Origin of the sequence: Mangrovimonas spongiae, from assembly GCF_003944795.1 — a bacterium.
GTDB lineage: Bacteria > Bacteroidota > Bacteroidia > Flavobacteriales > Flavobacteriaceae > Mangrovimonas > Mangrovimonas spongiae.
The window spans coordinates 92,911-117,643 of sequence record NZ_RWBG01000003.1; the positions used below are offsets into that span (position 1 = coordinate 92,911).

Genomic DNA, 24,733 nt, shown 5'->3' on the forward strand with positions numbered 1-24,733 from the left:
CTAAGTTTTAACGATTATTTAATATTGTAGTTTTACTTGTTATAATGAAGACAAATACCGATTTTTGCCACATGCAAAAAGTACAGTACTATCAAGAGCAGTTTATGGGGTATTTAGAAGCCTTCTCTAAAGAACGCCAACCAGAAAACCTTTACAATCCAATAAATTACATTTTAAAATTAGGGGGTAAGCGTTTGCGTCCTGTGTTAACATTAATGGCTGCCGATGTTTTTCAAGGGAGTAGTGAACAAGCCATGCATGCTGCATTAAGTATAGAGGTGTTTCATAATTTCTCATTAGTACATGACGATATTATGGACGATGCGCCATTGCGACGTGGACAAGAAACTGTTCATGAAAAATGGGATGTCAATACTGGAATTTTATCTGGAGATGCTATGCTAATTTTAGCATATCAGCTATTTGAAAATTATGAAGCTCACACATTTCAAGCATTAGCAAAACTGTTTAGTAAAACAGCCTTAGAGGTTTGCGAAGGACAACAATATGATATAGATTTTGAAACACGAGATGATGTGACCATTCCCGAATACTTAAAAATGATTGAGTACAAAACAGCTGTTTTAGTTGGTGCTGCTATGCAAATGGGAGCTATTGTAGCACAAACATCAGAAGAAAATCAAAAAGGGATTTACGAGTTTGGAAAAAATTTAGGAATTGCTTTCCAGTTGCAAGATGATTATTTAGACGCTTTTGGCGACCCAAAAACCTTTGGGAAACAAGTTGGAGGAGATATTATTGAAAACAAAAAAACATATTTGTATTTAAAGGCCTTAGAGTTTTCTTCGGAAGATGATAAATTGCAATTACAACATTTGTTTAGTATCGATCCTACTGATAATCGTGACAAAATAGAAACTGTTAAACAGTTTTTTGTGTCGAGTGGCTCAGCCGAAGCGACTAAAACTGAAATAAAAAGCTATACCCAAAAAGCCTTTGACGTTTTGACAACGTTAAACATGTCAAACGACAATAAAGAAATGCTAAAAGCATTTGGAGAACAATTAATGAATAGAAATGTATAATGTTACTGCCTAAAACTTTTGAGGAATTAATTGCCGAAGCCAATCAAAAAGCATTATACGTAAAATTGATTAGGCAACTAAATAAAGACTTTTTATACGCTAATATTGATTTAGATTTTGAAGACACTATCTTACCTGAGACTCTAAAATTACAACTTCACGAAATTGTATATAAGCTTATTCAAGAAAAATTTGCCGACTATCTTAACTTACTCTACATAATAGATGTTCCTGAGCATAAAATTAAACAACTTAATGGCGACGATACCTTAAAATTATCGGAAGACGTTGCGCTCTTAATCTTGTTACGCGAATGGCAAAAAGTATGGTTTAGGCAACAATATTCTTAAAAATAAACTCTAACAAAAGGCATCCAAGGATCGGCATAAATACTTTTGTCTTCATCATACAAAACATCATAACGAATGCCAACGGTAACATTTCTTGTGCGGTAACCCGCACCAACAAACAATGCTGGATACCAATAATTTTCATCTTTAATATTTAGATTGTTTTCCCAATTACGACTTACGTTTAACTCTTCAAACTCGGTAGAAATTTGCAATTCTTGTATTGGATGATATAGGCCAATAACGCTCCCGCCTAAAATTGTCGATTTATAATAATCTTTTCTCGAATTATAGGTGCCATTAAGTCCAATACCAAGAGAAAACTGATGGTTAAATTGATAAATAGCACTTGGAGCTAAGGTCCCGCTAAAAAAGCCATCACCAAAACTTAATCCAATGCCACCACCAAACCTAACGTGTTGCCAGAAATTACTAGAATGTTCTTGAGCATTAGCACTAAATAAACTAAAACAAAATAGCAGGCTTAAAGCGATATTTTTTAAATAGAATTTTTTTGAAAGATTTTTCATAAGTTATATCGTTGAATAAGAGATGTTATAAATATAATAAAACGCAGGTGTATTTTAGTAAAAATTGTACTTTTGTATAAATTTGCAAAACGCTAGAAAGCATTTTTAAAATATAATGGATAAATATTCCTTTTTAAACGCAGCACATACAGTATTCTTTGCTGAACTTTACGATCAATACTTAAAAAACCCAGATTCAGTTGAACCTAGTTGGAGAGCCTTTTTTCAAGGTTTCGATTTTGGTAGCGAATATGGAGAAAACATAAACTCTGAAATCGATCCAGAATTGGTGTGTCAACCAGTATCTGAAGAACTAAAAAAAGAATTTCAGGTTGTAAAACTTATAGACGGTTACCGCACCAGAGGGCATTTGTTTACCAAAACAAACCCCGTTCGTGAGCGTAGAAAATATAGCCCGAAACTAGCTATAGAAAATTTTGGATTATCACAATCTGATTTAGATACCGTCTTTAACGCTGGAGAAATTCTTGGTATTGGCGCAAAAACTTTAAGAGAAATTCTTAAACACCTTGATAGCATTTATTGCGACTCTATAGGGGTTGAATACATGTATATTAGAGATCCAGAAGAAATAGATTGGATTCAGAAAAAACTTAATGTAAACGATAATCAACCTAATTTTTCAAACGACCAAAAAAAGCATATTCTAAAAAAGCTTAATGAAGCAGTTTCTTTTGAAAACTTCTTACACACAAAATATGTCGGTCAAAAACGATTTTCACTTGAAGGAGGAGAATCTTTAATTCCAGCATTAGATGCGGTTATTGAAAAAGCTTCACAATACGATGTGAAAGAGTTTGTAATGGGTATGGCGCATCGTGGTCGTTTAAGTACATTAACTAACATATTTGGTAAATCTGCCAAAGATATTTTTAGTGAGTTTGATGGTAAAGATTACGAACAAAAAGTATTTGATGGCGATGTAAAATACCATTTAGGTTGGACTAGCGATCGTGAGACCGATAGCGGCAAAAAAATTAATTTAAATATTGCACCAAACCCGTCGCATTTAGAAACCGTTGGAGCAGTAGTAGAAGGTATTACTAGAGCTAAACAAGACGATAAATATCCAGAAAACCCATCGCAAGTATTACCTATTGTAGTACATGGTGATGCTGCTATATCTGGACAAGGTTTAGCATACGAAGTGGTGCAAATGGCTAAATTAGATGGTTATAAAACCAACGGAACTATTCATATAGTAGTTAATAACCAAGTTGGATTTACTACCAATTATTTAGACGGACGTTCCAGTACGTATTGTACCGATGTAGGTAAAGTAACACTATCGCCAGTTATGCACGTTAATGCAGATGACGCCGAAGCTGTAGTACATGCCATGTTATTTGCGTTAGATTTTAGAATGCAGTTTAAGCGCGATGTGTTTATCGATTTATTAGGTTACAGAAAGTATGGTCATAACGAAGGCGACGAACCTAAGTTTACACAACCTCTTTTATATAAAGCAATTTCTAAACATAAAAACCCAAGAGATATTTATGCTTCAAAGTTGATTGAACAAGGTGTTATAGACGAAGCCTACGTAAAACAACTTGAAAAAAATTACAAAGCTAAACTAGAAGAAAGTTTAGAAGATTCTCGAAAGCAAGATAAAACCGTTATCACACCATTCATGCAAAACGAATGGGAGAATTATGTCACGGTTGAAGAAGATAAAATGCTAAAACCAGTCGATACAACATACCCGGCTGAAAGTTTAAAACGCATTACAGATGTTATTTCTTCATTACCAGAAGACAAAAAATTCATTAGAAAAATTCAGCGTTTAGTACAATCTAGAAAAACAATGTTTGACGAAAACAAACTAGATTGGGCTATGGCCGAACATTTAGCGTACGGTAGTTTGTTAGAGCAAGGACACGATGTACGTATTTCTGGGCAAGATGTAGAACGAGGAACATTCTCACATCGTCATGCAGTAGTAAAAGTAGAAGATAGCGAAGAAGAGGTTATCTTGTTAAATAATATTAGCGACGATCAAGGAAAATTCTTTATCTATAACTCCTTATTATCTGAGTATGGTGTTGTGGGGTTTGATTATGGTTATGCCATGGCAAGTCCAAAAACTTTAACCATTTGGGAAGCACAATTTGGCGACTTTAGTAATGGCGCTCAAATTATGTTGGACCAGTATATTTCTGCAGCTGAAGATAAATGGAAACTGCAAAACGGGTTGGTTATGTTATTGCCTCATGGATACGAAGGGCAAGGAGCAGAGCACTCATCGGCTCGTATGGAACGTTACTTGCAATTATGTGCTAAAGATAATATGTACGTAGCCGATTGTACTACACCTGCCAACATGTTTCACTTATTGCGCAGACAAGTAAGAGCCAAGTTTAGAAAACCATTAATTGTATTTACACCAAAAAGTTTATTACGTCATCCAAAATGTGTGTCAACAGTTGAAGAATTTGCAAATGGAAGTTTCCAAATGTTAATTGATGATACGCTGATTGAACCTAAAAAAGTAAAAACGTTAGTTTTCTTAACAGGTAAATTCTATTACGATTTATTAGAAGAACGTGAAAAACTAGAAAGAGACGATGTGGCTTTAATAAGAATAGAACAACTGTTCCCGCTTCCAGAAAAGCAAATTAAAGACATACTTAAAAAATACGAACATGTAGATGATGTTGTTTGGGCGCAAGAAGAACCAAGAAATATGGGAGCTTACGCACATATGTTAATGCATATAGATGAGGTGAAAACCTTTAGAGTAGCATCCAGACGACCATACGGAGCGCCAGCCGCAGGTAGCGCTACGCGTTCTAAAAAACGTCATCAAGAAGTTATCGACTATGTGTTCGATAAAACAAAAAATAATCAACGATAAAATATCCAAACATAAAATTATATCACAATGATTTTAGAAATGAAAGTGCCTTCACCAGGTGAATCTATTACCGAAGTAGAAATAGCAGAATGGCTAGTAGAAGATGGTGACTACGTAGAAAAAGACCAAGCTATTGCCGAAGTTGATAGTGACAAAGCAACACTAGAACTCCCAGCAGAAGCTAGCGGAACCATTACACTAAAAGCCGAAGAAGGCGATGCTGTAGCTGTAGGAGAAGTTGTATGTTTAATAGATACAAGTGCCGAAAAGCCAGAAGGTGGTGAAACACCAGCAAAAGAAGAGAAAAAACAAGAAGCACCAAAGGCCGAAGAAAAGAAAGCAGAGCCAGTTGCAGAAACTAAAACTTATGCAACAGGAACAGCAAGTCCAGCAGCTAAAAAAATATTAGCCGAAAAAGGCATAGAAGCTTCACAAGTAAAAGGGACAGGTAAAGATGGCCGCGTAACAAAAGACGACGCTGTTAATGCAAAACCATCTATGGGAACCCCAACAGGAGGGAACAGAGGTGAATCGCGTTCAAAATTATCTATGCTTCGTCGTAAAGTAGCAGAACGTTTGGTATCTGCTAAAAACGAAACCGCTATGTTAACAACGTTTAACGAAGCGAACATGACACCTATTTTCGAGCTTCGTAAACAATACAAGGAAGCGTTTAAAGAAAAACATGGTGTAAGCCTTGGGTTTATGAGTTTCTTTACAAAAGCTGTTGTAAGAGCGTTACAAGAATATCCAGCAGTAAACTCTATGATAGATGGTAAGGAAATGATATCTTACGATTTTTGTGATATAAGTATTGCTGTTTCAGGCCCAAAAGGATTAATGGTACCTGTTATTAGAAATGCAGAAAACTTAACCTTTAGAGGTGTTGAAGCAGAAGTGAAACGTTTAGCACTTCGCGCTCGTGATGGGCAAATTACTGTCGATGAAATGACAGGAGGAACATTTACTATTTCTAACGGAGGCGTATTTGGTAGTATGTTATCTACACCAATTATTAATCCACCACAAAGTGGTATTTTAGGAATGCACAATATTATCGAGCGCCCTATTGCTGTTGATGGTAAAGTAGAAATTCACCCAATGATGTATTTAGCATTATCTTACGATCATAGAATTATTGATGGTAAAGAGTCTGTTGGGTTCTTGGTGTCTATTAAAGAAGCCTTAGAAAATCCAGTAGAATTATTAATGAATGGTGATGTTAAAAAAGCTTTAGAGCTTTAAGAAAAATAACTTTCTAAAATCAAAAAAGCGCGATGAAATTTGTTTCATCGCGCTTTTTTATACAACTAACTAACTAAAAAAAATTAACGAGTATATTTAATGAAATTACTGCTATAGCGAGCACTATAATACCAATTATAAAATACTTACCAATAGGTTTTAAATTGTTGTTCATGACATAAAGGTTTTCGTATTCACTTGGCATAGCTTTGTTGGGTTTTTTGAGAAAACTCTACGCCCCCTTTGACGTAGAGTTTTTATGATCCTTCTAATAAAATAATTAAAAGGGTGTTTTGATTAATAGCACTTCAAATATCTTACTTTAATAGATATCAAACAATACGTAGAAATACGTATTTTTTGGCAGAGATTTCATAAAAAAAAGCTCTATCACAAAATATGCTGTGTATAGAGCCTTTTATTCCCCTTGTAATTAATAGCATTGTAAAATTCGGAAATAAAAGGATATCAAACAATACGTAGAACTACGTATTTTTACTCTAAATAAGGCTCAATTTCTTTAGCAAAAAGTGCTAGGCTAGTATGTTTGCACTCTAATTTTAGTTTTTTGGAGATGTTGCTTTTATGTTTTTCTATGGTTCTATTAGACACAAATAAAATATCACCAATCTCTTTGGCTGTTTTGTTTTTTGCGGTGAGCTTTAAAACCTCTTTTTCGGTAGGGGTTAATAATTTAAGTTCTTCTGGAACTTGTTCTTTTTCTAAGTGAGAGAGAAGTTCTGGGCTAAAATAAGAGGTGTTTTCTAAAATAGAAGCAATACAGTTTTCTATTTCGGTAAGAGCAAATTCTTTAAGGACATAACCATAAATGCCTAAAGACTTGGCTTGGTTATAGATAGATTCATCTTTTTCGAAAGTGATTATAATTATTTTGGTGTTAAATTCATTGTTTTTACACTTCTCGGCAATTTGTAAGCCTGTTAAATAAGGCATTTGTATATCTAAAATGGCAATATCTGGTTGCAAATCTTCTATAAGTTGATAAGCTTGTTTGCCATTTTTAGCGCTATCTAAAACATTATAATGACGTTCTTTTAGGAAATCTTCTAGCCCTTTAAGTATAAGAGGATGGTCGTCTGCTATTATAATTGAGGGCGTTTTCATGATGAGGCTATTAATCTAATCTCTGTAAAGATAATAACTTTTCTTTTTTTAGAAGAAAAGTATTACAGCTTTAAATACAAGTATTTTTTTTCGTAATCTATAACTGCTTTTCCCTTTTTTAAAATATCGGCACCAATTATCCCATCAACAGGATCTGCATTATGATTAACAAGAGCCGTATTAACATGGGTAAGACTAAATAAAATTAAAGCGACTTTTTCTTTTTTCCATTTACCAATTTTTACTTTATTTTTCTTGGAGATTTGTGTCATCATATTACTAGCGCCAGCACCTGCAGCTCTAACTTCAGAATCTTTTGCTTTAAGTTTAAATCGGTCAATACTTTCAAAATCTAAACAAGAGCTCGAAGCACCTGTATCTAAAATAAACGATCCTTTTACACCGTTTATAGAGGCTCTAATTTCAAAATGATTGGTTTTGGTAAGATGTAATTTTTTTCTAACGTATCCTTTTTTTAGTAAAAAGTCTTTTAATTCTTCAGGAGATTTCTCTTTCATACTTCATTAAATTTATAGAACCGTAAAAATACAACGCTTCATATTAAGAAAACGGTTGTAATATAATAAATTAAGGTAAAATGCTTTATGTGCCTAGCATGATGAAATAGTAAGCGAAAATATACGACAATGCTAACGACTTTTATATTTTTGTGCTTATGATTATAACCGATACCCATACCCATTTATATAGTGACGCTTTCAATGAAGATAGAGCAGAAATGATAGAACGTGCTTTAAATCTTGGTGTAAAACGATTCTTTATTCCTGCCATAGACTCAACTTATACAAAAGCTATGTACGAGTTAGAAGCTAATTTTAAAGAATACGTACATTTAATGATGGGGTTACACCCAACATCTGTAAAAGAAAATTACAAAACAGAATTAGCACATGTTGAAAAACAATTAGCCAAACGTGAGTTTTGTGCTGTTGGCGAAATTGGTATCGATTTATACTGGGACACCTCTACCTTAGAAATACAAAAAGAGGCGTTTAAACATCAAATACAATTAGCTAAACACTATAACTTGCCCATTGTTATTCATTGTCGCGAAGCTTTCGATGAAATTTTTGACGTTTTAGAAACAGAAAATGATGATAAACTCTACGGCATTTTCCATTGCTTTACTGGAACCTTAGAACAAGCCAAAAAAGCTATATCCTATAATATGAAATTAGGTGTTGGTGGTGTGGTAACCTTTAAAAATGGGAAAATAGATCAATTTATAAATCAAATAGATTTAAAGCATATCGTTCTAGAAACCGATTCCCCATATTTAGCACCAAAACCTTATCGTGGGAAACGTAACGAAAGTGCTTATGTGGTAAAAGTTTTGGAAAAGCTATCGGAATTATATGGTGTTTCACAAGAAGACATCGCAAAAATTACCACTCAAAACTCAAAAGAGATTTTTAAAATATAATCTATGGATAAGCAACCTAATATACTATTAATTTATACGGGTGGAACCATAGGTATGGTAAAAAACCCTAATACAGGAGCTTTAAAGGCCTTTAATTTTGATAACTTGTTGAAGCGTATTCCTGAGTTAAAATTAATAAGCTGCAATATTTCAACAGTATCTTTTGATGAGCCTATCGATTCCTCAAACATGAATCCTAGTTATTGGGTGCACATTGCCGAAATAATAGAAGAACACTACGATGCTTATGATGGTTTTGTCGTGTTACATGGCAGCGATACGATGAGTTACACGGCTTCAGCATTAAGTTTTATGTTAGAAAACTTGGCAAAACCCGTTATTTTAACCGGGTCGCAATTACCTATTGGGGATTTAAGAACAGATGCCAAAGAAAATTTAATCACTTCTATACAAATGGCCTCGCTACAAAAGCGAAACAGACCTGTAATTAGAGAAGTGGGGCTATATTTTGAATATAAATTATACAGAGGAAACAGAACAACAAAAATAAATGCCGAACATTTTGAAGCCTTCGAGTCGTTAAATTACCCACATTTAGCAGAATCTGGCGTGCATTTAAACGTTAATTATGAGGATTTATTTAAACCCAATGCGCGAAAAAAACTAGTTGTACACAAGCAGTTTGACAATAATATTGCATTAATTAAGTTATTCCCAGGAATATCAAAAGCCGTTTTAGATTGCATGGTACACAATCCTAAATTAAAAGGCATTATTTTAGAAACATATGGTGCTGGCAATGCTACAACCGAAGATTGGTTTGTTGATGTAATTAAAACAGCCTTAAAAAACGATATTCAAGTTATAAATGTAACCCAATGTTCGGGTGGAAGTGTTAACATGGGAAGCTACGAAACGAGTTCTCAGCTAAAATCGTTAGGTGTAATTTCAGGAAAAGACATCACAACAGAGGCCGCTGTAACAAAATTAATGTATATGTTAGGAGAAAAAGTTTCCTCTAAAACGTTCAAAACCATATTCGAAACCTCTTTAAGAGGGGAAATGACATAAAATTAACTGTGAAAATTTTTACCTTTCAAAAGTTTTTTTGTTATTTGCTTGGTCGTATTATAGAATAATACCAAAATAAACAGAGAGGTGGCCGAGTGGTCGAAGGCGCACGCCTGGAAAGTGTGTATACGCCAAAAGCGTATCGAGGGTTCGAATCCCTTCCTCTCTGCTGATAATTTATTCTATAATCACATTTTTTTTATATCTTTAAACACTTTAACTAATAAAATTAAGAACAAGAACAATGAAAAGATTATTTTCTATCCTTGCCATCATGTGTTTTATGGCATTAGGAACAGCTAACGCAACTACTTATGCAACCTCTGCGAACGCAGTTGCAGCAACCATTCAAGAAGATGCTGCCCAAGACGATGCAGCAGAAGAAGAAACCTTAGGATTTCACCAAGAACTTAAAAAACGTTTTATAGAAGGTGGTCCAGTTTTTATGGGGATCGTTTTATTATGTTTAATTCTTGGTCTAGCAATCGCTATTGAGAGAATTATCTTTTTAAATCTTTCTACAACAAACACAAAAAAATTAACTCAAGAAGTTGAAGACGCATTACAATCTGGTGGTGTAGATGCCGCTAAAGAAGTTTGTCGTAACACAAAAGGCCCTGTTGCTTCTATTTTCTACCAAGGATTAGATAGAACAGACGAAGGTATCGAAGCAGCCGAAAAAGCTGTTGTAGCATACGGTGGTGTGCAAATGGGACAATTAGAGAAAAACGTTTCTTGGATTTCTTTATTTATCGCCTTAGCACCAATGTTAGGTTTCATGGGTACTGTAATTGGTATGATTAAAGCCTTCGATAAAATTCAAGCTGCTGGAGATATGCAACCATCACTTGTAGCAGGTGGTATTAAGGTAGCACTTTTAACAACGGTATTTGGTCTTATCGTTGCAATTATTCTTCAAATTTTCTACAACTACATTATTGCTAAAATCGACAGTATCGTTAACGATATGGAAGATGCTTCAATTACTTTAATGGACTTATTGATTAGAAATAAGAAGTAATAATTTTTTAACTAAATACAATTATGAGTTTACATAAGATTTTAAAAATATTAGCTGGCCTATTAGGTATTGCTGGTATTGTTGCCCTAATTAGCCTTATCGCGACAGGGGACGATACTATTAAAGCAGATGCCTTAGCAGGAGATACAGCTATTATCGATCCTATAGCCTATATTGCTTACATTGTTATGTTATTAGTAATAGGCTTAGTTGTTATTTTCGTGTTAAAAAATCTATTCACGAATACGGCAACATTAAAAAACACGTTAATAGGTCTAGGAGCTTTTGTGCTGTTAGCGCTTATTTGTTATTTCGCTTTTGCCAATGGTGTAGAAACCCCATTAAGTGACGGTGAAATGCTTTCTGAAAACGGTTCGAAGCTTATAGGAGCAGGACTATACATGTTCTATTTCCTAGTATTAATAGCAGGTGGAGCCATGTTATTTTCAGGAGTTAAAAAAATGATAAACAGATAACAATTAATTATGGCAAAAAGATCAGCACCAGAAGTGAATGCAGGCTCAATGGCTGACATTGCTTTCTTACTATTAATTTTCTTCTTGGTAACAACAACCATAGAAACAGATTCTGGATTAAGCAGAAAACTACCTCCTATGGAAGAGCAAGAAGAAGATGTTATCATTAAAGAGAAAAATATTTTCCAGATAAACGTAAACAGAAATAACGAACTGTTACTTAAAACTGGAGGAGAAGAAAAGCTTTTAAATATAAAAGATTTAAGAGCCGAAGCAGTAAAATTTCTTGATAATGGTGGCGGTACTGGTGAAGATGCCTGTAAGAGATGTAAAGGGAATAAAAACCCTAAATCTTCAGATAATTTCCAAAAAGCAGTAGTTTCCTTACAAAGTGATAGAGCAACTAAGTACGATACTTATATTGCTGTGCAAAATGAAGTTATCGCGGCATACAACCAGTTAAGAAATAGAGAATTTAAAAGAGATTTTCCTGGCGAAGATATGAGTTTTGTGGAAGCCGAAAAGCGATATAACGACCCACGAACAAGTTCTAGCGAGAAGGATAAATTAAAAGAGAAATTAGAGAAAATAAAACTATTAATTCCTCAAAAATTCTCTGAGGCAGAGCCTAAAAAGTCTAATTAGATAACACAGAGATATGTCTAAATTTAAAAAGAAAAAATCAGGTGATTTACCTGCGATTTCTACAGCATCCTTACCAGATATTGTATTCATGCTATTGTTCTTCTTTATGGTGGCAACAGTAATGAGACAAAATACTTTAAAGGTGCAAAACAGTTTACCCGCAGCAGACCAAGTTGAAAAACTAGATAAAAAAGATTTGGTTATGTATATATATGTTGGTAAACCTAGTAGCAACTATCAAAGTAAATATGGTACAGAGGCAAGAATTCAGTTAAATGATAAATTCGCCGATGTTGACGATATCGCTGCTTTTATTCAAGCAGAACGCGCATCAAAAAGAGAGGAATTAGTTCCTTTTCTTACCACATCTTTAAAAGTAGATAGCGATGCTAATATGGGTATTGTTACCGATATTAAACAAGAGTTACGTAAAGTAAATGCTCTAAAAATAAATTATACAACCAGAAAAGGCGATGCTTTAGCTGGTTTAAAGGATTAGTTGATAATCTTAATTTTATAAATTAAAGGCGTTTTGAGAAATCATCACGCCTTTATTTATATGTAGCTTATAATGTCTATGAAACCTATTTCCTTCTTCTTTTTATGTTGTTTTATTACTTGTGTTGGTTTTTCACAAGAGAGCAATGTTGCTACAGATTCTACAAAAGCCTTAGATAAGCGTTATAAAGAAGATCAGTTTTATTTTAGTATAACGTATAACCTGATGGCCAATAAGCCAAGCAACATCTCCCAAACAGGTTTTTCAAGTGGATTTCATTTAGGCTTTATAAAAGATATGCCTATTAATAAACGAAGAAACCTTGCCATTGGTTTAGGTTTCGGTCTAGCCAGAAGCAGTTTTAACCATAATTTACTTATTAATAAAGACGAATCAGGTACTTATACATTTGAAAAACTAAACAGTCTAGATAATGTTACCTACACAAAAAACAGATTGATTAATTATCTAGTAGAGGTTCCTTTCGAGTTTAGATGGCGAAGTTCCACGGCCGATAGTTACAAATTTTGGCGTATATATAGTGGTGTTAAGTTTGGTTATTCACTCTATAATGCCGCTAAATATAAAGGAAGTTTAGGAAAAATTACTTTAGATAATATAGATGGGTTTAATAAATTTCAATATGGTGCAACGTTAGGCTTTGGTTATAATACCTGGAACTTTCATATTTATTATGCCTTAACGCCATTGTTTGAAAATAATGCCAGAGTAAATGGCAATACGATTGATATTAACGAAATTAGAATTGGGTTAATATTTTATATGCTATAACCAGTAATTAATTAACAATAACTGCGGCATAAAACCAATAAAAAGCCCCACCAATAATTCTGGGTAAGTGTGTGCTTTTAAATGTAATCTTGATGTTGCCACAGCTCCCGTAATAACAGCTAATAAAGCAAGTGTGCCATTTATATTAATACTAAAATATAGGCTTAAAGCAAAGAAAAACATGGTTACGCCTGCCAACCCCATCATATGAATACTGGCTTTAAATTGAAAAATAGCTAAAACCAAACAGGTAATAGTCGATATTAAAATGCCAAGGAAAAAATAATAGAGTTCAATAATTTCAGAAATAGGGAGAACGCGGTTTATAATAAGAAGAACAATAATACAGTTTAAGCACAACGGAATAATACGTTCCTTCACATTTTTTAAGTAAATACTTTCGGCTTTATTTAGTGTTTTAAGTAGAAAATAAAGCAAGATAGGAAGCAAAATTGTTAAAATAGAAATCGATACTAATTTGGCATAAATAATCTCATCAGGGATAAACCGCCTCGTTTTGGAGAAATAAAAAAGCACCCCTATCATTGGCATAATAATAGGATGAAATATAAACGATATGCTTTTTAAGATATGATGTGTCATATTTTTTTTCGCAATCGCGCTACAGGAATATCTAGTTGCTCTCTATATTTAGCAACTGTTCGCCTAGCAATTGGGTAGCCTTTTTCTTTTAATATTTTAGATAAGGCTTCGTCAGTGTAAGGTTTTCTTTTATTTTCTTTCTCAATAACGGTTTCTAAAATTTTCTTGATTTCTCTGGTAGAGACATCCTCACCTTGATCGTTTTTCATAGACTCAGAAAAGAACTCCTTAATTAATTTTGTGCCATAAGGAGTGTCTACATACTTACTATTAGCCACACGCGATACGGTAGAAACATCCATATCAATTTCATCGGCAATGTCTTTTAAAATCATAGGTTTTAAATTACGTTCATCGCCTGTGAGAAAATAGTCCTTTTGGTAGTGCATAATAGCACTCATGGTTACAAATAGTGTTTGTTGACGTTGTTTAATAGCTTCGATAAACCATTTGGCGGCGTCTAGCTTTTGCTTTATGAATAACACAGCATCTTTTTGTGATTTAGTTTTATCTTTTGAGGCTTTATAGCCTTTAAGCATGTTGCTATATTCATTAGAAATATGAAGCTCTGGTGCATTTCTACCATTTAGGGTAAGTTCTAGTTCGCCATCAACAATTTTTATAGCAAAATCGGGTACAACATGTTCTACAATTCTGTTATTTCCAGAATATGAACCACCTGGTTTAGGGTTTAAACGCTCAATCTCATGAATAGCATCTTTAAGTTGTTCTTCATCAATATCAAATTTTTGCAATAATTTTTTGTAGTGCTTTTTTGTGAATTGCTCAAAAGCATTATCAATAATATTAATAGCTAATTCAATAGCTTTCGTTTTCTCTTTTCGATGTAATTGAATACTTAAACACTCTTGTAAGTCTCTTGCGCCAACTCCAGCAGGATCTAATTGATGTACTTTTTTTAAGACGCTTTCCACGGTGGTTTCATCAGTGTAAATATTCTGCGTAAAAGCTAAATCATCTACGATATCGCTTAAAGTACGTCTTACATAACCACTTTCATCAACACTGCCTACTAAAAACTCGGCAATACCACGCTCTTCGTCATTTAGCCTAAAGGTGTTGAGCTGATTTTTTAAATGCTGTGTAAACGATGTGCCAGCGGCATAAGGTACATTTTTTTCTTCATCGTCGCTACTGTAGTTTTTGGAGCGTGTTCTATAATCAGGAATTTCATCGTCGCTTAAATACTCATCTACATTAATATCTTCAGCATTGATTTCTTCATTATCTGAAAAATCGTCTTGAGTGTCTTCAAAAACATCATCAAATTCTTCCTTGGTTTGTTCTTTACCACTTTCTAGAGCTGGATTCTCCTCAAGTTCTTGTTTAAGACGTTGCTCAAAGGCTTGTGTTGGCAACTGTATCAGTTTCATTAACTGAATTTGTTGCGGCGACAATTTTTGCGATAATTTAAACTGTAAATGTTGTTTGAGCATGTGTAATAAAAGGTTTCAATAAATTTAAAAAAAAACAATCTATATTTTATATGTAAACATAGATTGTTTTATTGAATTTTTATGTGTGTTTTTGTTAGAATTCGGCATTTTGAGGTGTTCTTGGAAACGGGATAACATCTCTAATATTGGTCATACCCGTAGCAAACATGACTAAACGCTCGAAACCTAGGCCAAATCCAGAGTGAACAGCGGTACCGTATTTACGTAAATCGAGATACCACCAAAGTTCTTTTTCATCAATATCTAAAGCACTCATTTTTTCTTTTAAAACCTCTAAACGTTCTTCACGTTGGGCGCCACCAACAATCTCGCCAATACCAGGGAATAAAATATCCATAGCACGAACGGTTTTACCATCGTCGTTTAAGCGCATATAAAAGGCTTTAATATCGGCTGGGTAATCAAATAAAATTACAGGGCATTTAAAGTGTTTTTCTACTAAATAGCGTTCGTGCTCACTTTGTAAATCTGCTCCCCATTCTTCTATTATATAGTTGAATTTTTTCTTTTTATTGGGTTTGGAGTTGCGTAAAATATCGATAGCTTCGGTATAGCTTACGCGTTTAAAATTGTTATCTACAACAAATTTTAATTTTTCAATTAAGGACATTGGACTACGTTCGGCTTGAGGTTTTGTTTTCTCCTCGTCTTGTAAACGCTTTTCTAAAAACTCAAGATCGTCCATGTTATTTTCTAAAACATGACCTAAAACAGCTTTCATAAAATCTTCTGCTAAGTCCATGTTACCATCTAAGTCCATAAAAGCAACTTCGGGTTCAATCATCCAAAATTCTGCTAAGTGGCGTGATGTGTTAGAGTTTTCTGCTCTAAATGTAGGGCCAAACGTATATACTTTTCCTAAAGACATGGCATACGTTTCGGCTTCTAATTGTCCTGAAACAGTAAGGTTTGTTTCTCTGCCAAAGAAATCTTCTTTGTAATCTACATCGCCTTGGTCGTTTAATGGTGGGTTTTTATCATCTAAATTTGTTACTCTAAACATTTCTCCGGCACCTTCGGCATCGCTTCCTGTAATAATTGGCGTGTGCATATAATAAAAACCATTCTCGTTAAAATATTTATGAATGGCAAACGATAACGACGATCGTAAACGCATAATAGCACTAAAGGTATTTGTTCTTGTGCGTAAATGGGCGTTATCTCTTAAGAATTCGAAAGAGTGTTTTTTAGGTTGAATAGGGTAGGTTTCTGGATCAGAATCGCCTAAAATGTCAATTTCAGTAACGGTAATTTCTACGTTTTGACCTTTTCCTTGACTTTCTACTAACTCTCCTTTTATATGAACAGCCGCACCTGTAGTAATGCGTTTTAATAAAATTTCATCGGTGTTTTCAAAATCAACAACACATTGAATGTTTTTTAGGGTAGATCCGTCATTTAAGGCAATAAAACGTTTTGCTCTAAAGGTTCTAACCCAACCTTTAACTTCTATAGGTTGAAGCTTTGGTTCTTGTGTTAATAATTCTGCAACGGTATAAGATGTCATAGTTATATTTTATAAGTTCAAAGATAAGTCTTTCAATGTTTTTTATAAAGTGTCTTTTTGTTGTAGGTTTTCATCGTCATCTTCATCATCTGGGATAATGTTAATGGCAGGCTTTCTTAATACTTCTTTATTGGCAATATTTCTTTCTAATGATAATAGTAACGATGGTAATAAAAGTAAATTAGATAGCATAGCAAACAATAGTGTAGCCGATACTAAAGCGCCTAAAGCAACTGTTCCGCCAAAGTCGGAAACGGTAAATACCGAAAATCCAAAGAACAACACAATAGAGGTATAAAACATACTTACGCCGGTTTCTTTTAAGGCGCCGTAAACCGATTTACGTATTTTCCAGTGATTGGATTGTAGTTCCTGTCTATACTTAGCTAAAAAGTGAATGGTGTCGTCTACCGAAATACCAAACGCAATACTAAACACTAAAATGGTTGAAGGTTTTATAGGTACACCAACAACCCCCATTAATCCAGCCGTAATAACGAGGGGTAAAATGTTTGGAACAAGCGAAATAATAATCATTCTAAAGGAACGGAACATATACGCCATAAACAATGAAATGAGCAAAATGGCTAATGATAATGAAATGGCTAAGTTTTTAACGAGATATTTTGTGCCTTTTTGAAACACTAGCGCTTTTCCTGTAATGGTAACCTTGTAACGTTCTTTAGGAAATACTTTATGTATTTTTTCTTGAAGGGTTTCTTCAATACGCTCCATTCTATCGGTTCCAATATCTTTCATAAAGGTTGTAATACGTGCATATTGCCCGGTACTATCTACAAAGTTTTGTAACAACTCTACATTGGAAGAAGAATTTTTAACATAGCTTAAAATAAAACTACGCTCTTGCGAGGTTGGTAATTGGTAATATTTAGGGTTGTCGTTGTAATAGGCTTGTTTGGAGTATTTAACCAAACTTACTATCGACACAGGTCTTGAAAGCTCTGGAATTTCGTTTATAACGTCTTCTAGTTCATTCATACGTTTTAAGGTGCTTAGTTTCATAACCCCTTTTTTACGTTTTGTATCAACTAAAATTTCTACTGGCATAATGCCATTAAACTCTTTTTCGAAAAAGCGTATGTCTTTAAAGAATTGGGCTTCTTTAGACATGTCTTCAATTAAACTTCCAGAAATTCGTATTTGATAAATACCAATAATACTGGCTACAAGTAAAATTAACGATGTAATGTAAATGGTAATACGTTTGTGTTTTACCATGCGTTCCATCCAATCCACAAAACCACCAATCCAACGTTTGTTTAAGTGTTCTAAATGTCTATCCTTTGGATGTGGTAAAAATGTATAAATAATAGGAATAATAAGTAAACAGAGCATAAAAATGGCTAGAATACTTAAAGACGCAACAATACCAAACTCTTTTAACAGCTGGCTTTCGGTTAAAATAAAGGTGGCAAAACCAGAAGCTGTAGTAACATTGGTCATTAATGTGGCATTACCAATTTTAGTAATAACACGTTGAAGCGATTTTACTTTATTACCATGTAATTTTACTTCGTGCTGATATTTATTAATTAAGAAAATACAGTTAGGAATACCAATAACAATAATTAATGGTGGGATTAAAGCTGTAAGAACGGTAATTTCATAGTTTAATAACCCAATAATACCAAAGGTCCACATAACCCCAATACAAACCACAAGCATAGAAATAAAAGTGGCTCTAAACGACCTGAAAAAGAAAAAGAATATTAAGGATGTTACGGCTAAAGCAAGGCCAATAAACTTTCCAATTTCATCGATAATATTTTGGGCATTAAGTGTTCTTACATAAGGCATACCAGACACGCGTACATCTAAACTAGTATTAGCTTCAAATGCATCAATTTCTGGTTGTAGATGATCAAATACAAAAGCCTTTCTGGCTGGCGTATTTACAATATCCTTTTTTATATAAATAGCCGTTCTTACAGTTTGCGTATTACTGTTAAATAAAAAGTTGTCGTAAAACGGATATTGAGAAAATAACTGATGTTTTAATGTATCGATTTCTGCTGTTGAAGCAATTTTATCGGCAATAAAAGGTTTTAATTCAAATTCTTGCTTTTCGGTATTCTTTTTAAGCTTTTGTAAATCTTTTATAGATATAACAGAAGTAACTTCGTTGAAGTTTTTTAAGTTATCAGATAACTTATTCCAAGCGTTTAAATTGTCAACCGTAAATAGCGAAGAATCTTTTACACCAAGAACTATAAGGTTTCCTTCTTCCCCAAATTTATCAAGAAAATCGTTATAAACTAAGTTTATAGGATGATCGTCTGGAAGTAAATTAGCTTCGGTATAGGTAAAACGCATGTTTTTCCATTGGTAACTAAAGAAAATAGTTGCCAATAAAACCAATGTAAGTATAACTATTTTATTACGTAAAATAACTCTAGCTATACCATCCCAAAACCCTCTAGTAAGTAGTTTAAACATATTCTAATAAAAGAGCCGCAAAGGTAGGAAAAACCTAATGATTACAAAGATTAATTTAACTATAAAGTAATGTTAAATGTAAACTTAATGGCAATGTTATCTTCTAGCTTAGGAAGATGGTAAGCGCCATACCTATATGAGCCGCTTAAACCAAAACCAAATAATAATTTGTTAATTTCAATACTCGATTCGGTATAGCCTTTGTCTAATGTATTAAAGTTAACATTTCGGTGTCTAGAGATATGATTCATACTACCTAAAGCAAATCTTGTAATAAGCACTAGTTGTGGTTTGAAGCGTTGTGATATAGCAAAGGGTTTAAAAAAGTGTTTTACTTGTAAGGTAGCATAACGGTCGGAGAAAAACTCATTAAAATACATGGTTTCAAAACTGTAGAGTCCCGCTACCGAAAACCGTTGTAAGATAGTTTCTTTATTGATGTTGTTAGGATAGGCATGATATAAATGTGTTAAAGGAGTGTCGCCTAATGCTAGGCCTGATCTTAAAACAATTTCAGATTTTGATGCTCTATCGTTGTAATTTATTTGGTGGATAGTTCTAAAATCGACCTTAGAGAAACTAAAATCACCATTAAAAAGGTTACGATAACTTTGGGTAAACTGTAAAGTGAACTTTGGAAAACCGTTTTTGGTTTCTTTTATGGCATCGTTAATAGACTCGTAAACACTAAAAGGACTCCATTGAAACGATAGTGTGGTAGTCGATAAATTAAAGTTGCTATATAATTTATTTTTGTAAAAGTATTGGTAGTTATAAGTTGGATCTATATCACTTAAAGCAAATTGTATTTCTGATAAAAACTTAGGTGATATTTGATGACTAAAAGATAGAGCTCTTGTTACATGCCTATGGAACAAATCGATATTAAGCAATCTAGGTTGAAATATTTGAAAAAACCTTTTATCGGTTAAAAAGTTAGAACTCCCTGTTTCTAAAAGATCATCGGTGTAAGAAACATTTATCCAGGTATTTGTGTTTGGAATAATCCTTACGCCACCGCTTATTCCGTATTTAAATTCTTTGTCTTTAAAGCCATAGGCTCCGTAGGCTGCTATTTTATATTTTTTAGAAAACGCTTTGTTGGTTTCGCCTCCTAAACCAGGTCTAAAGCTTTCATATTGGTTGTATTTTATTAAATATTTTAAATCGAAATTAAAATATTTAGTAGGGAAATATCCATTAGTAAGACTTTTTATAAAAGCTGCTTTTTTAATGGAGTCGTTAGCAACAGTTACAGAGTCGTTTTTAGGATTTTGAGACTGTGCATAATAGAAACATAGCACGAAAAATAAGCTAATGGCACAGTGTTTAGGCATGAAGTTTTTATATGAAAAAAGGCAACGATAATTCGTTGCCTTTATTTTATACAGTCATAATTTCTTTTTCTTTAACGCTTAAAATCTCGTCTGTTCTTTTAACATAATTATCTGTCATTTCTTGAACATCAATTTCAGCATTTTTAAGAAGGTCTTCAGAGATATCTAACTTTTTTAATTCGTTATTGGCATCTTTTCTGGCGTTTCTTATACTTACTTTAGCATCTTCTGCTTCAGATTTAGCTTGCTTAGCTAAGTCTTTTCTGCGTTCTTCGGTAAGTGGCGGAACGTTTATAATAATCATGTCGCCATTATTCATAGGATTAAACCCTAAGTTGGCAAGCATAATACCTTTTTCTATTTCTTGTAGCATGTTTTTTTCCCATGGTTGCACCGAAATAGTTCTACCATCTGGTGTGTTAACATTGGCTACTTGGTTTAATGGTGTTTGAGAGCCATAATAATCTACCATAACACTACCTAACATGCTTGGGCTAGCTTTTCCAGCACGAATATTTAATAATTGCTTTTCAAGGTGTTGTAGCGCGTGAGCCATGGAATCCTTGGTGGAGCTTAATATAAAATCAATATCTTCGTTCATAATCAAAAAAGTTTAGTTTAATAAAAAAGTTACCTCAAAAAGTAAACCAAAAATATTTTAAATTTTAATTACAAGTTAACTTTTGTTCCTATTTTTTCACCAGAAACCACCTTTAGTAAGTTTCCTTTTTTATTCATATCAAAAACAATTATAGGTAATTGGTTTTCTTGACTTAGTGTAAAAGCTGTGGTATCCATAACTTTTAAGCCTTTTCGTAACACATCATCAAAAGAAATATGATCAAACTTTACAGCTTTTTCGTCTTTCTCTGGATCGGCATTATAAATACCATCTACACGAGTTCCTTTTAAAATTACATCTGCTTCAATTTCTATGGCACGTAATACCGCAGCAGAATCTGTTGTAAAATAAGGATTTCCTGTGCCGCCACCAAAAATAACAACACGCCCTTTTTCTAGATGACGCATGGCTTTTCTTCTAATAAAGGGTTCTGCTACTTCGTTAATTTTAACGGCAGATTGTAAGCGTGTAGGTACTCCAGCGTCTTCTAAAGCACTTTGTAAGGCTAAGCCGTTTATTACTGTGGCTAACATGCCCATATGGTCGCCTTGTACGCGATCCATACCGTTACTAGCTCCAGCAACCCCTCTAAATATATTTCCACCACCAATAACAATGGCAACTTCTACACCTTTATCGGTAATAGTTTTTATGTCTTTAGCATATTCGGCTAAACGTTCTGGATCTATACCATATTGGCGATTTCCCATTAGGGCTTCGCCAGATAGTTTTAATAAAATTCTGTTATATTTCATGACTCTGATAGAAAGTTTAGCAAAACTACATAAAATTTTGTTTTTTCTTTATGGTGTTTTGTGGTTTTAAATTATAAAAAAAGCCTTGGTATCATACCAAGGCTTTTAAAGTATATTGTTTTAAAACTTAGGTTTATCCTAAAGCAACTCTTTTAAATGATGTTACAGTTACATCGCCATAAGTTTTAACGTATTGTGCAACACTTTGTTTGCTATCTTTAATAAACGCTTGGTTAACTAAAGTGTTATCTTTAAAGAAACGCTTAATTTTACCTTTAGCAATGTTGTCTAACATTTCTTCTGGCTTACCTTCAGCACGTAATTGATCTTTAGCAATTTCAATTTCTTTTTCGATAACTGAAGCATCAACACCTTCTTCGTTAAGTGCAATTGGGTTCATTGCTGCAGCTTGCATAGCAACATCTTTAGCAGCAACATCGGCACCTTCTACGTTAGCCGATAAACCAACTAATGTTGCAATTTTGTTTCCTGCATGGATGTAAGATCCTACAAATGGCGCTTCGATTTTCTCAAATGCGTTAATGTCAATTTTTTCTCCAATAACACCAGTTTGTTCAACTAATTTTTCAGATACTGGCATACCATCAAAATCGGCAGCTAAAAGTTCTTCTTTCGAAGATACTGTTAATGCTAAATCGGCTAATTTATTAGCTAACTCTACAAAGTTTTCATTCTTACCAACAAAGTCAGTTTCGCAACCTAAAACAATAGCTACACCAGTAGTGTTATCTGCATTTACTTTTGCAATTGCAGCACCTTCTGTAGATTCTCTATCGGCTCTTTTTGCGGCTACTTTTTGTCCTTTTTTACGTAGAATTTCAATAGCTGTATCAAAATCTCCTTCTGCTTCAACCAATGCTTTTTTACAATCCATCATTCCAGCACCGGTAGCTTTTCTTAATTTATTAACCTCTGCGGCTGTTATTTTTGTCATAATGTGTGTTTAAAATATTTAAAAAAAGTCGTTTAATTTACTCTGTTAAGAAACAAACTGAACGACTTTTAATGTGTTAAGTAAATATTATGTTTAGTTTATTCTTCCTCTTCAGCAGCAGCTTTTTTCTTAGGTGCGGCTTTTTTAGGAGCAGCTTTAGCGGCTTCTTTTTCAGCTTTACGCTCTTGAAGGCCGTTAGCAACTGCATCGGTTACATGCGATAATATTTTCTCAATAGATTTAGAAGCATCGTCATTTGCTGGGATAACATAATCAACTTGACGTGGGTCAGAGTTGGTATCTACCATAGCAAAAATTGGAATGTTTAATTTTTGTGCTTCTTTAATTGCAATGTGTTCACGTTTAATATCCACTACAAACAGTGCGCCTGGTAAACGCGTCATGTCGCTAATAGAGCCAAGGTTCTTTTCTAATTTAGCACGTTGACGATCTACTTGTAAACGCTCTTTTTTAGAAAGTGAATTGAAGGTACCATCTTTTTTCATTCTATCGATGGCAGCCATTTTCTTCACTGCTTTTCTAATGGTTACAAAGTTTGTTAACATACCACCTGGCCATCTTTCTGTGATGTAAGGCATGTTAATGTTGCCAGCTTTATCGGCAACGATATCTTTTGCTTGTTTTTTAGTAGCAACAAATAAGATTTTGCGTCCTGAAGCTGCGATTTTGCTTAATGCTGCGCTAGCTTCTTCAATCTTAGCTGCTGTTTTGTAGAGGTTGATAATATGGATGCCATTACGCTCCATATATACATAAGGAGCCATGTTAGGATCCCATTTGCGAGTTAGGTGACCAAAGTGTACACCAGCTTCTAATAACTCTTTTACTTCTGCTTTTGCCATTTTTGTAATAGTTTACGTTCTGTTGAATTAGCAATATTTAAGTGGCGTTTGTAACGGCCTTAAACATTTAGATGCTAAACTAAATCCTAGCCTAATAGGCCATGGACAACAATAACGGATTAAAATTTTGTTTAAAATATTAACGTTTAGAGAACTGGAATTTCTTACGCGCTTTCTTCTGACCGAATTTCTTACGCTCTACCATTCTTGGGTCTCTTGTTAATAAACCTTCAGGCTTTAAAATGCTTCTGTTTTCTTCGTTTAATTCGCACATAGCACGAGATAAAGCTAAACGAACAGCTTCAGCCTGACCTGTAATACCACCACCAATTACATTTACAGATACGTCAAAGTTGTCTTGGTTGTCAGTCATTGCTAACGGTTGATTTACTTTGTACTGTAATGTTGCAGTTGGGAAGTAAGTATTTAATTCTTTTTTGTTTACTGTGATGTTTCCTTTTCCAGGAGCAACATATACACGAGCAACAGCCGTTTTTCTACGACCAATTTTGTGAATTACTTCCATTAGTTAAATTCGTTTAAGTTAATTGTTTTAGGTTTTTGAGCGTCGTGATCGTGCTCAGCACCTACATAAACGTTTAAATTTCTAAATAGGTTTGCTCCTAATTTGTTTTTAGGTAACATGCCTTTTACTGATTTTTCGACTAATCTCGCTGGATCTTTTGAGAATAGTTCGTTGGCAGTTAAACTTCTTTGCCCACCTGGATAGCCTGTGTGACGAATGTATGTTTTGTCGTCCCATTTGTTTCCAGTTAAGTTGATTTTTTCAGCATTGATAACGATTACGTTATCGCCACAATCAACGTGTGGTGTGAAGTTAGGCTTGTGCTTACCTCTTAAAAGTTTTGCAACTTTTGAAGCTAAGCGACCTAAAGTCTGCCCTTCAGCATCAACTAAAACCCACTCTTTATTTACAGTGGTTTTGTTTGCCGAAACGGTTTTGTAGCTTAATGTGTCCACACTTTTTAAATTTAATTATTAAACATTCCTCTCTTAAAAAAGAGTTTGCAAATTTACGATAATCTATTTGATTACCAAATACTCTACGTTAT

The 24,733-nt window shown here is 33.9% G+C and carries 25 protein-coding genes and 1 tRNA gene; 12 read left to right on the top strand and 14 right to left on the bottom strand.

Features of this window, described 5'->3' with window-relative positions:
- Window positions 1-71: 71 nt before the first annotated feature.
- Complete coding sequence (locus tag EJA19_RS07555) at window positions 72-1,046, top strand: polyprenyl synthetase family protein (protein WP_125467757.1); 975 nt, start codon at window positions 72-74, stop codon at window positions 1,044-1,046.
- The gene (locus EJA19_RS07560; protein ID WP_125467758.1) at window positions 1,046-1,396 is read left to right on the top strand and encodes a hypothetical protein; all 351 of its coding nucleotides are present in this window, start codon (window positions 1,046-1,048) and stop codon (window positions 1,394-1,396) included. Before EJA19_RS07555 ends, EJA19_RS07560 begins: the two co-directional genes overlap by 1 nt.
- Here the strand turns inward: EJA19_RS07560 and EJA19_RS07565 are convergent.
- A complete protein-coding gene (locus EJA19_RS07565; RefSeq protein ID WP_240640244.1) occupies window positions 1,393-1,926 on the bottom strand; it encodes an alpha-ketoglutarate decarboxylase in 534 nt (177 codons plus the stop codon). The genes EJA19_RS07560 and EJA19_RS07565 overlap by 4 nt on opposite strands.
- A gap of 115 nt (window positions 1,927-2,041) precedes the next feature.
- Here EJA19_RS07565 and EJA19_RS07570 point away from each other — a divergent pair, with 115 nt between their 5' ends.
- Together EJA19_RS07570 and odhB are read left to right on the top strand one after the other, a co-directional pair.
- The gene (locus EJA19_RS07570) at window positions 2,042-4,804 is read left to right on the top strand and encodes a 2-oxoglutarate dehydrogenase E1 component (RefSeq protein ID WP_125467759.1); all 2,763 of its coding nucleotides are present in this window, start codon (window positions 2,042-2,044) and stop codon (window positions 4,802-4,804) included.
- Window positions 4,805-4,831: 27 nt separating this feature from the next.
- Window positions 4,832-6,049, top strand: coding sequence for a 2-oxoglutarate dehydrogenase complex dihydrolipoyllysine-residue succinyltransferase (gene odhB / locus EJA19_RS07575; RefSeq protein ID WP_125467760.1), 1,218 nt, complete (start codon window positions 4,832-4,834; stop codon window positions 6,047-6,049).
- A 495-nt stretch (window positions 6,050-6,544) separates the two neighbouring features.
- Here odhB and EJA19_RS07580 read toward each other — a convergent pair whose 3' ends face one another.
- The gene (locus EJA19_RS07580) at window positions 6,545-7,174 is read right to left on the bottom strand and encodes a response regulator transcription factor (protein ID WP_125467761.1); all 630 of its coding nucleotides are present in this window, start codon (window positions 7,172-7,174) and stop codon (window positions 6,545-6,547) included.
- 62 nt (window positions 7,175-7,236) lie between these two features.
- Window positions 7,237-7,692: a retropepsin-like aspartic protease gene (locus EJA19_RS07585; protein ID WP_125467762.1), complete on the bottom strand. Its 456-nt coding sequence runs from the start codon at window positions 7,690-7,692 to the stop codon at window positions 7,237-7,239.
- Window positions 7,693-7,850: 158 nt separating this feature from the next.
- Between EJA19_RS07585 and EJA19_RS07590 the strand changes: the two genes are divergently transcribed.
- From EJA19_RS07590 to EJA19_RS07625, 8 genes are all read left to right on the top strand, one after another.
- Window positions 7,851-8,618: a TatD family hydrolase gene (locus EJA19_RS07590; protein ID WP_125467763.1), complete on the top strand. Its 768-nt coding sequence runs from the start codon at window positions 7,851-7,853 to the stop codon at window positions 8,616-8,618.
- Window positions 8,619-8,621: 3 nt separating this feature from the next.
- Window positions 8,622-9,650, top strand: coding sequence for an asparaginase (locus EJA19_RS07595; protein ID WP_125467764.1), 1,029 nt, complete (start codon window positions 8,622-8,624; stop codon window positions 9,648-9,650).
- A gap of 81 nt (window positions 9,651-9,731) precedes the next feature.
- A tRNA-Ser gene (locus EJA19_RS07600) sits at window positions 9,732-9,819 on the top strand.
- A 75-nt stretch (window positions 9,820-9,894) separates the two neighbouring features.
- Window positions 9,895-10,671 carry a MotA/TolQ/ExbB proton channel family protein gene (locus tag EJA19_RS07605; protein WP_125467765.1) on the top strand — a complete coding sequence of 259 codons (777 nt, stop codon included), beginning with the start codon at window positions 9,895-9,897 and terminating at the stop codon, window positions 10,669-10,671.
- 23 nt (window positions 10,672-10,694) lie between these two features.
- A complete protein-coding gene (locus EJA19_RS07610) occupies window positions 10,695-11,147 on the top strand; it encodes a hypothetical protein (protein ID WP_125467766.1) in 453 nt (150 codons plus the stop codon).
- A gap of 9 nt (window positions 11,148-11,156) precedes the next feature.
- Window positions 11,157-11,792: an ExbD/TolR family protein gene (locus tag EJA19_RS07615; protein WP_125467767.1), complete on the top strand. Its 636-nt coding sequence runs from the start codon at window positions 11,157-11,159 to the stop codon at window positions 11,790-11,792.
- Window positions 11,793-11,805: 13 nt separating this feature from the next.
- Window positions 11,806-12,291: an ExbD/TolR family protein gene (locus tag EJA19_RS07620; RefSeq protein ID WP_125467768.1), complete on the top strand. Its 486-nt coding sequence runs from the start codon at window positions 11,806-11,808 to the stop codon at window positions 12,289-12,291.
- Between the two features lie 78 nt (window positions 12,292-12,369).
- A complete protein-coding gene (locus EJA19_RS07625; RefSeq protein ID WP_125467769.1) occupies window positions 12,370-13,083 on the top strand; it encodes a porin family protein in 714 nt (237 codons plus the stop codon).
- On the opposite strand, the gene EJA19_RS07630 is transcribed toward EJA19_RS07625, so the two are convergent.
- From EJA19_RS07630 to rplM, 11 genes are all read right to left on the bottom strand, one after another.
- A complete protein-coding gene (locus tag EJA19_RS07630; RefSeq protein ID WP_125467770.1) occupies window positions 13,078-13,686 on the bottom strand; it encodes a hypothetical protein in 609 nt (202 codons plus the stop codon). The two genes, EJA19_RS07625 and EJA19_RS07630, sit on opposite strands and share 6 nt — an antisense overlap.
- Window positions 13,683-15,143, bottom strand: coding sequence for an RNA polymerase factor sigma-54 (gene rpoN / locus EJA19_RS07635; protein ID WP_125467771.1), 1,461 nt, complete (start codon window positions 15,141-15,143; stop codon window positions 13,683-13,685). Before rpoN ends, EJA19_RS07630 begins: the two co-directional genes overlap by 4 nt.
- Window positions 15,144-15,237: 94 nt before the next feature.
- A complete protein-coding gene (gene asnS / locus EJA19_RS07640) occupies window positions 15,238-16,671 on the bottom strand; it encodes an asparagine--tRNA ligase (protein ID WP_125467772.1) in 1,434 nt (477 codons plus the stop codon).
- 42 nt (window positions 16,672-16,713) lie between these two features.
- Window positions 16,714-19,128, bottom strand: a complete 2,415-nt coding sequence (locus EJA19_RS07645) for an efflux RND transporter permease subunit (protein WP_125467773.1) — start codon at window positions 19,126-19,128, stop codon at window positions 16,714-16,716.
- A gap of 59 nt (window positions 19,129-19,187) precedes the next feature.
- The gene (locus EJA19_RS07650) at window positions 19,188-20,465 is read right to left on the bottom strand and encodes a hypothetical protein (protein ID WP_125467774.1); all 1,278 of its coding nucleotides are present in this window, start codon (window positions 20,463-20,465) and stop codon (window positions 19,188-19,190) included.
- Between the two features lie 46 nt (window positions 20,466-20,511).
- Window positions 20,512-21,066 carry a ribosome recycling factor gene (frr, locus tag EJA19_RS07655; RefSeq protein WP_125467775.1) on the bottom strand — a complete coding sequence of 185 codons (555 nt, stop codon included), beginning with the start codon at window positions 21,064-21,066 and terminating at the stop codon, window positions 20,512-20,514.
- Between the two features lie 68 nt (window positions 21,067-21,134).
- Window positions 21,135-21,842 (bottom strand): UMP kinase, encoded by a 708-nt coding sequence (gene pyrH / locus EJA19_RS07660; RefSeq protein WP_125467776.1) that lies wholly within the window; start codon window positions 21,840-21,842, stop codon window positions 21,135-21,137.
- Window positions 21,843-21,975: 133 nt separating this feature from the next.
- Window positions 21,976-22,797 carry a translation elongation factor Ts gene (gene tsf, locus EJA19_RS07665; protein ID WP_125467777.1) on the bottom strand — a complete coding sequence of 274 codons (822 nt, stop codon included), beginning with the start codon at window positions 22,795-22,797 and terminating at the stop codon, window positions 21,976-21,978.
- Between the two features lie 98 nt (window positions 22,798-22,895).
- A complete protein-coding gene (gene rpsB, locus EJA19_RS07670) occupies window positions 22,896-23,660 on the bottom strand; it encodes a 30S ribosomal protein S2 (protein ID WP_125467778.1) in 765 nt (254 codons plus the stop codon).
- A 139-nt stretch (window positions 23,661-23,799) separates the two neighbouring features.
- Complete coding sequence (gene rpsI, locus EJA19_RS07675) at window positions 23,800-24,186, bottom strand: 30S ribosomal protein S9 (protein WP_125467779.1); 387 nt, start codon at window positions 24,184-24,186, stop codon at window positions 23,800-23,802.
- Entirely contained in the window at window positions 24,186-24,641 is a 456-nt protein-coding gene (rplM, locus tag EJA19_RS07680; protein WP_125467780.1) for a 50S ribosomal protein L13, read from the bottom strand. Before rplM ends, rpsI begins: the two co-directional genes overlap by 1 nt.
- Window positions 24,642-24,733 lie beyond the last annotated feature (92 nt).

Excerpts from the sequence above, each read along its gene's own strand:
- EJA19_RS07555 (WP_125467757.1), top strand. The coding sequence starts at position 72 with ATGCAAAAAGTACAGTACTATCAAGAGCAGTTTATGGGGTATTTAGAA.
- EJA19_RS07560 (WP_125467758.1), top strand. The coding sequence starts at position 1,046 with ATGTTACTGCCTAAAACTTTTGAGGAATTAATTGCCGAAGCCAATCAA.
- EJA19_RS07565 (WP_240640244.1), bottom strand. The coding sequence starts at position 1,926 with ATGAAAAATCTTTCAAAAAAATTCTATTTAAAAAATATCGCTTTAAGC.
- EJA19_RS07570 (WP_125467759.1), top strand. The coding sequence starts at position 2,042 with ATGGATAAATATTCCTTTTTAAACGCAGCACATACAGTATTCTTTGCT.
- odhB (WP_125467760.1), top strand. The coding sequence starts at position 4,832 with ATGATTTTAGAAATGAAAGTGCCTTCACCAGGTGAATCTATTACCGAA.
- EJA19_RS07580 (WP_125467761.1), bottom strand. The coding sequence starts at position 7,174 with ATGAAAACGCCCTCAATTATAATAGCAGACGACCATCCTCTTATACTT.
- EJA19_RS07585 (WP_125467762.1), bottom strand. The coding sequence starts at position 7,692 with ATGAAAGAGAAATCTCCTGAAGAATTAAAAGACTTTTTACTAAAAAAA.
- EJA19_RS07590 (WP_125467763.1), top strand. The coding sequence starts at position 7,851 with ATGATTATAACCGATACCCATACCCATTTATATAGTGACGCTTTCAAT.
- EJA19_RS07595 (WP_125467764.1), top strand. The coding sequence starts at position 8,622 with ATGGATAAGCAACCTAATATACTATTAATTTATACGGGTGGAACCATA.
- EJA19_RS07605 (WP_125467765.1), top strand. The coding sequence starts at position 9,895 with ATGAAAAGATTATTTTCTATCCTTGCCATCATGTGTTTTATGGCATTA.
- EJA19_RS07610 (WP_125467766.1), top strand. The coding sequence starts at position 10,695 with ATGAGTTTACATAAGATTTTAAAAATATTAGCTGGCCTATTAGGTATT.
- EJA19_RS07615 (WP_125467767.1), top strand. The coding sequence starts at position 11,157 with ATGGCAAAAAGATCAGCACCAGAAGTGAATGCAGGCTCAATGGCTGAC.
- EJA19_RS07620 (WP_125467768.1), top strand. The coding sequence starts at position 11,806 with ATGTCTAAATTTAAAAAGAAAAAATCAGGTGATTTACCTGCGATTTCT.
- EJA19_RS07625 (WP_125467769.1), top strand. The coding sequence starts at position 12,370 with ATGAAACCTATTTCCTTCTTCTTTTTATGTTGTTTTATTACTTGTGTT.
- EJA19_RS07630 (WP_125467770.1), bottom strand. The coding sequence starts at position 13,686 with ATGACACATCATATCTTAAAAAGCATATCGTTTATATTTCATCCTATT.
- rpoN (WP_125467771.1), bottom strand. The coding sequence starts at position 15,143 with ATGCTCAAACAACATTTACAGTTTAAATTATCGCAAAAATTGTCGCCG.
- asnS (WP_125467772.1), bottom strand. The coding sequence starts at position 16,671 with ATGACATCTTATACCGTTGCAGAATTATTAACACAAGAACCAAAGCTT.
- EJA19_RS07645 (WP_125467773.1), bottom strand. The coding sequence starts at position 19,128 with ATGTTTAAACTACTTACTAGAGGGTTTTGGGATGGTATAGCTAGAGTT.
- EJA19_RS07650 (WP_125467774.1), bottom strand. The coding sequence starts at position 20,465 with ATGCCTAAACACTGTGCCATTAGCTTATTTTTCGTGCTATGTTTCTAT.
- frr (WP_125467775.1), bottom strand. The coding sequence starts at position 21,066 with ATGAACGAAGATATTGATTTTATATTAAGCTCCACCAAGGATTCCATG.
- pyrH (WP_125467776.1), bottom strand. The coding sequence starts at position 21,842 with ATGAAATATAACAGAATTTTATTAAAACTATCTGGCGAAGCCCTAATG.
- tsf (WP_125467777.1), bottom strand. The coding sequence starts at position 22,797 with ATGACAAAAATAACAGCCGCAGAGGTTAATAAATTAAGAAAAGCTACC.
- rpsB (WP_125467778.1), bottom strand. The coding sequence starts at position 23,660 with ATGGCAAAAGCAGAAGTAAAAGAGTTATTAGAAGCTGGTGTACACTTT.
- rpsI (WP_125467779.1), bottom strand. The coding sequence starts at position 24,186 with ATGGAAGTAATTCACAAAATTGGTCGTAGAAAAACGGCTGTTGCTCGT.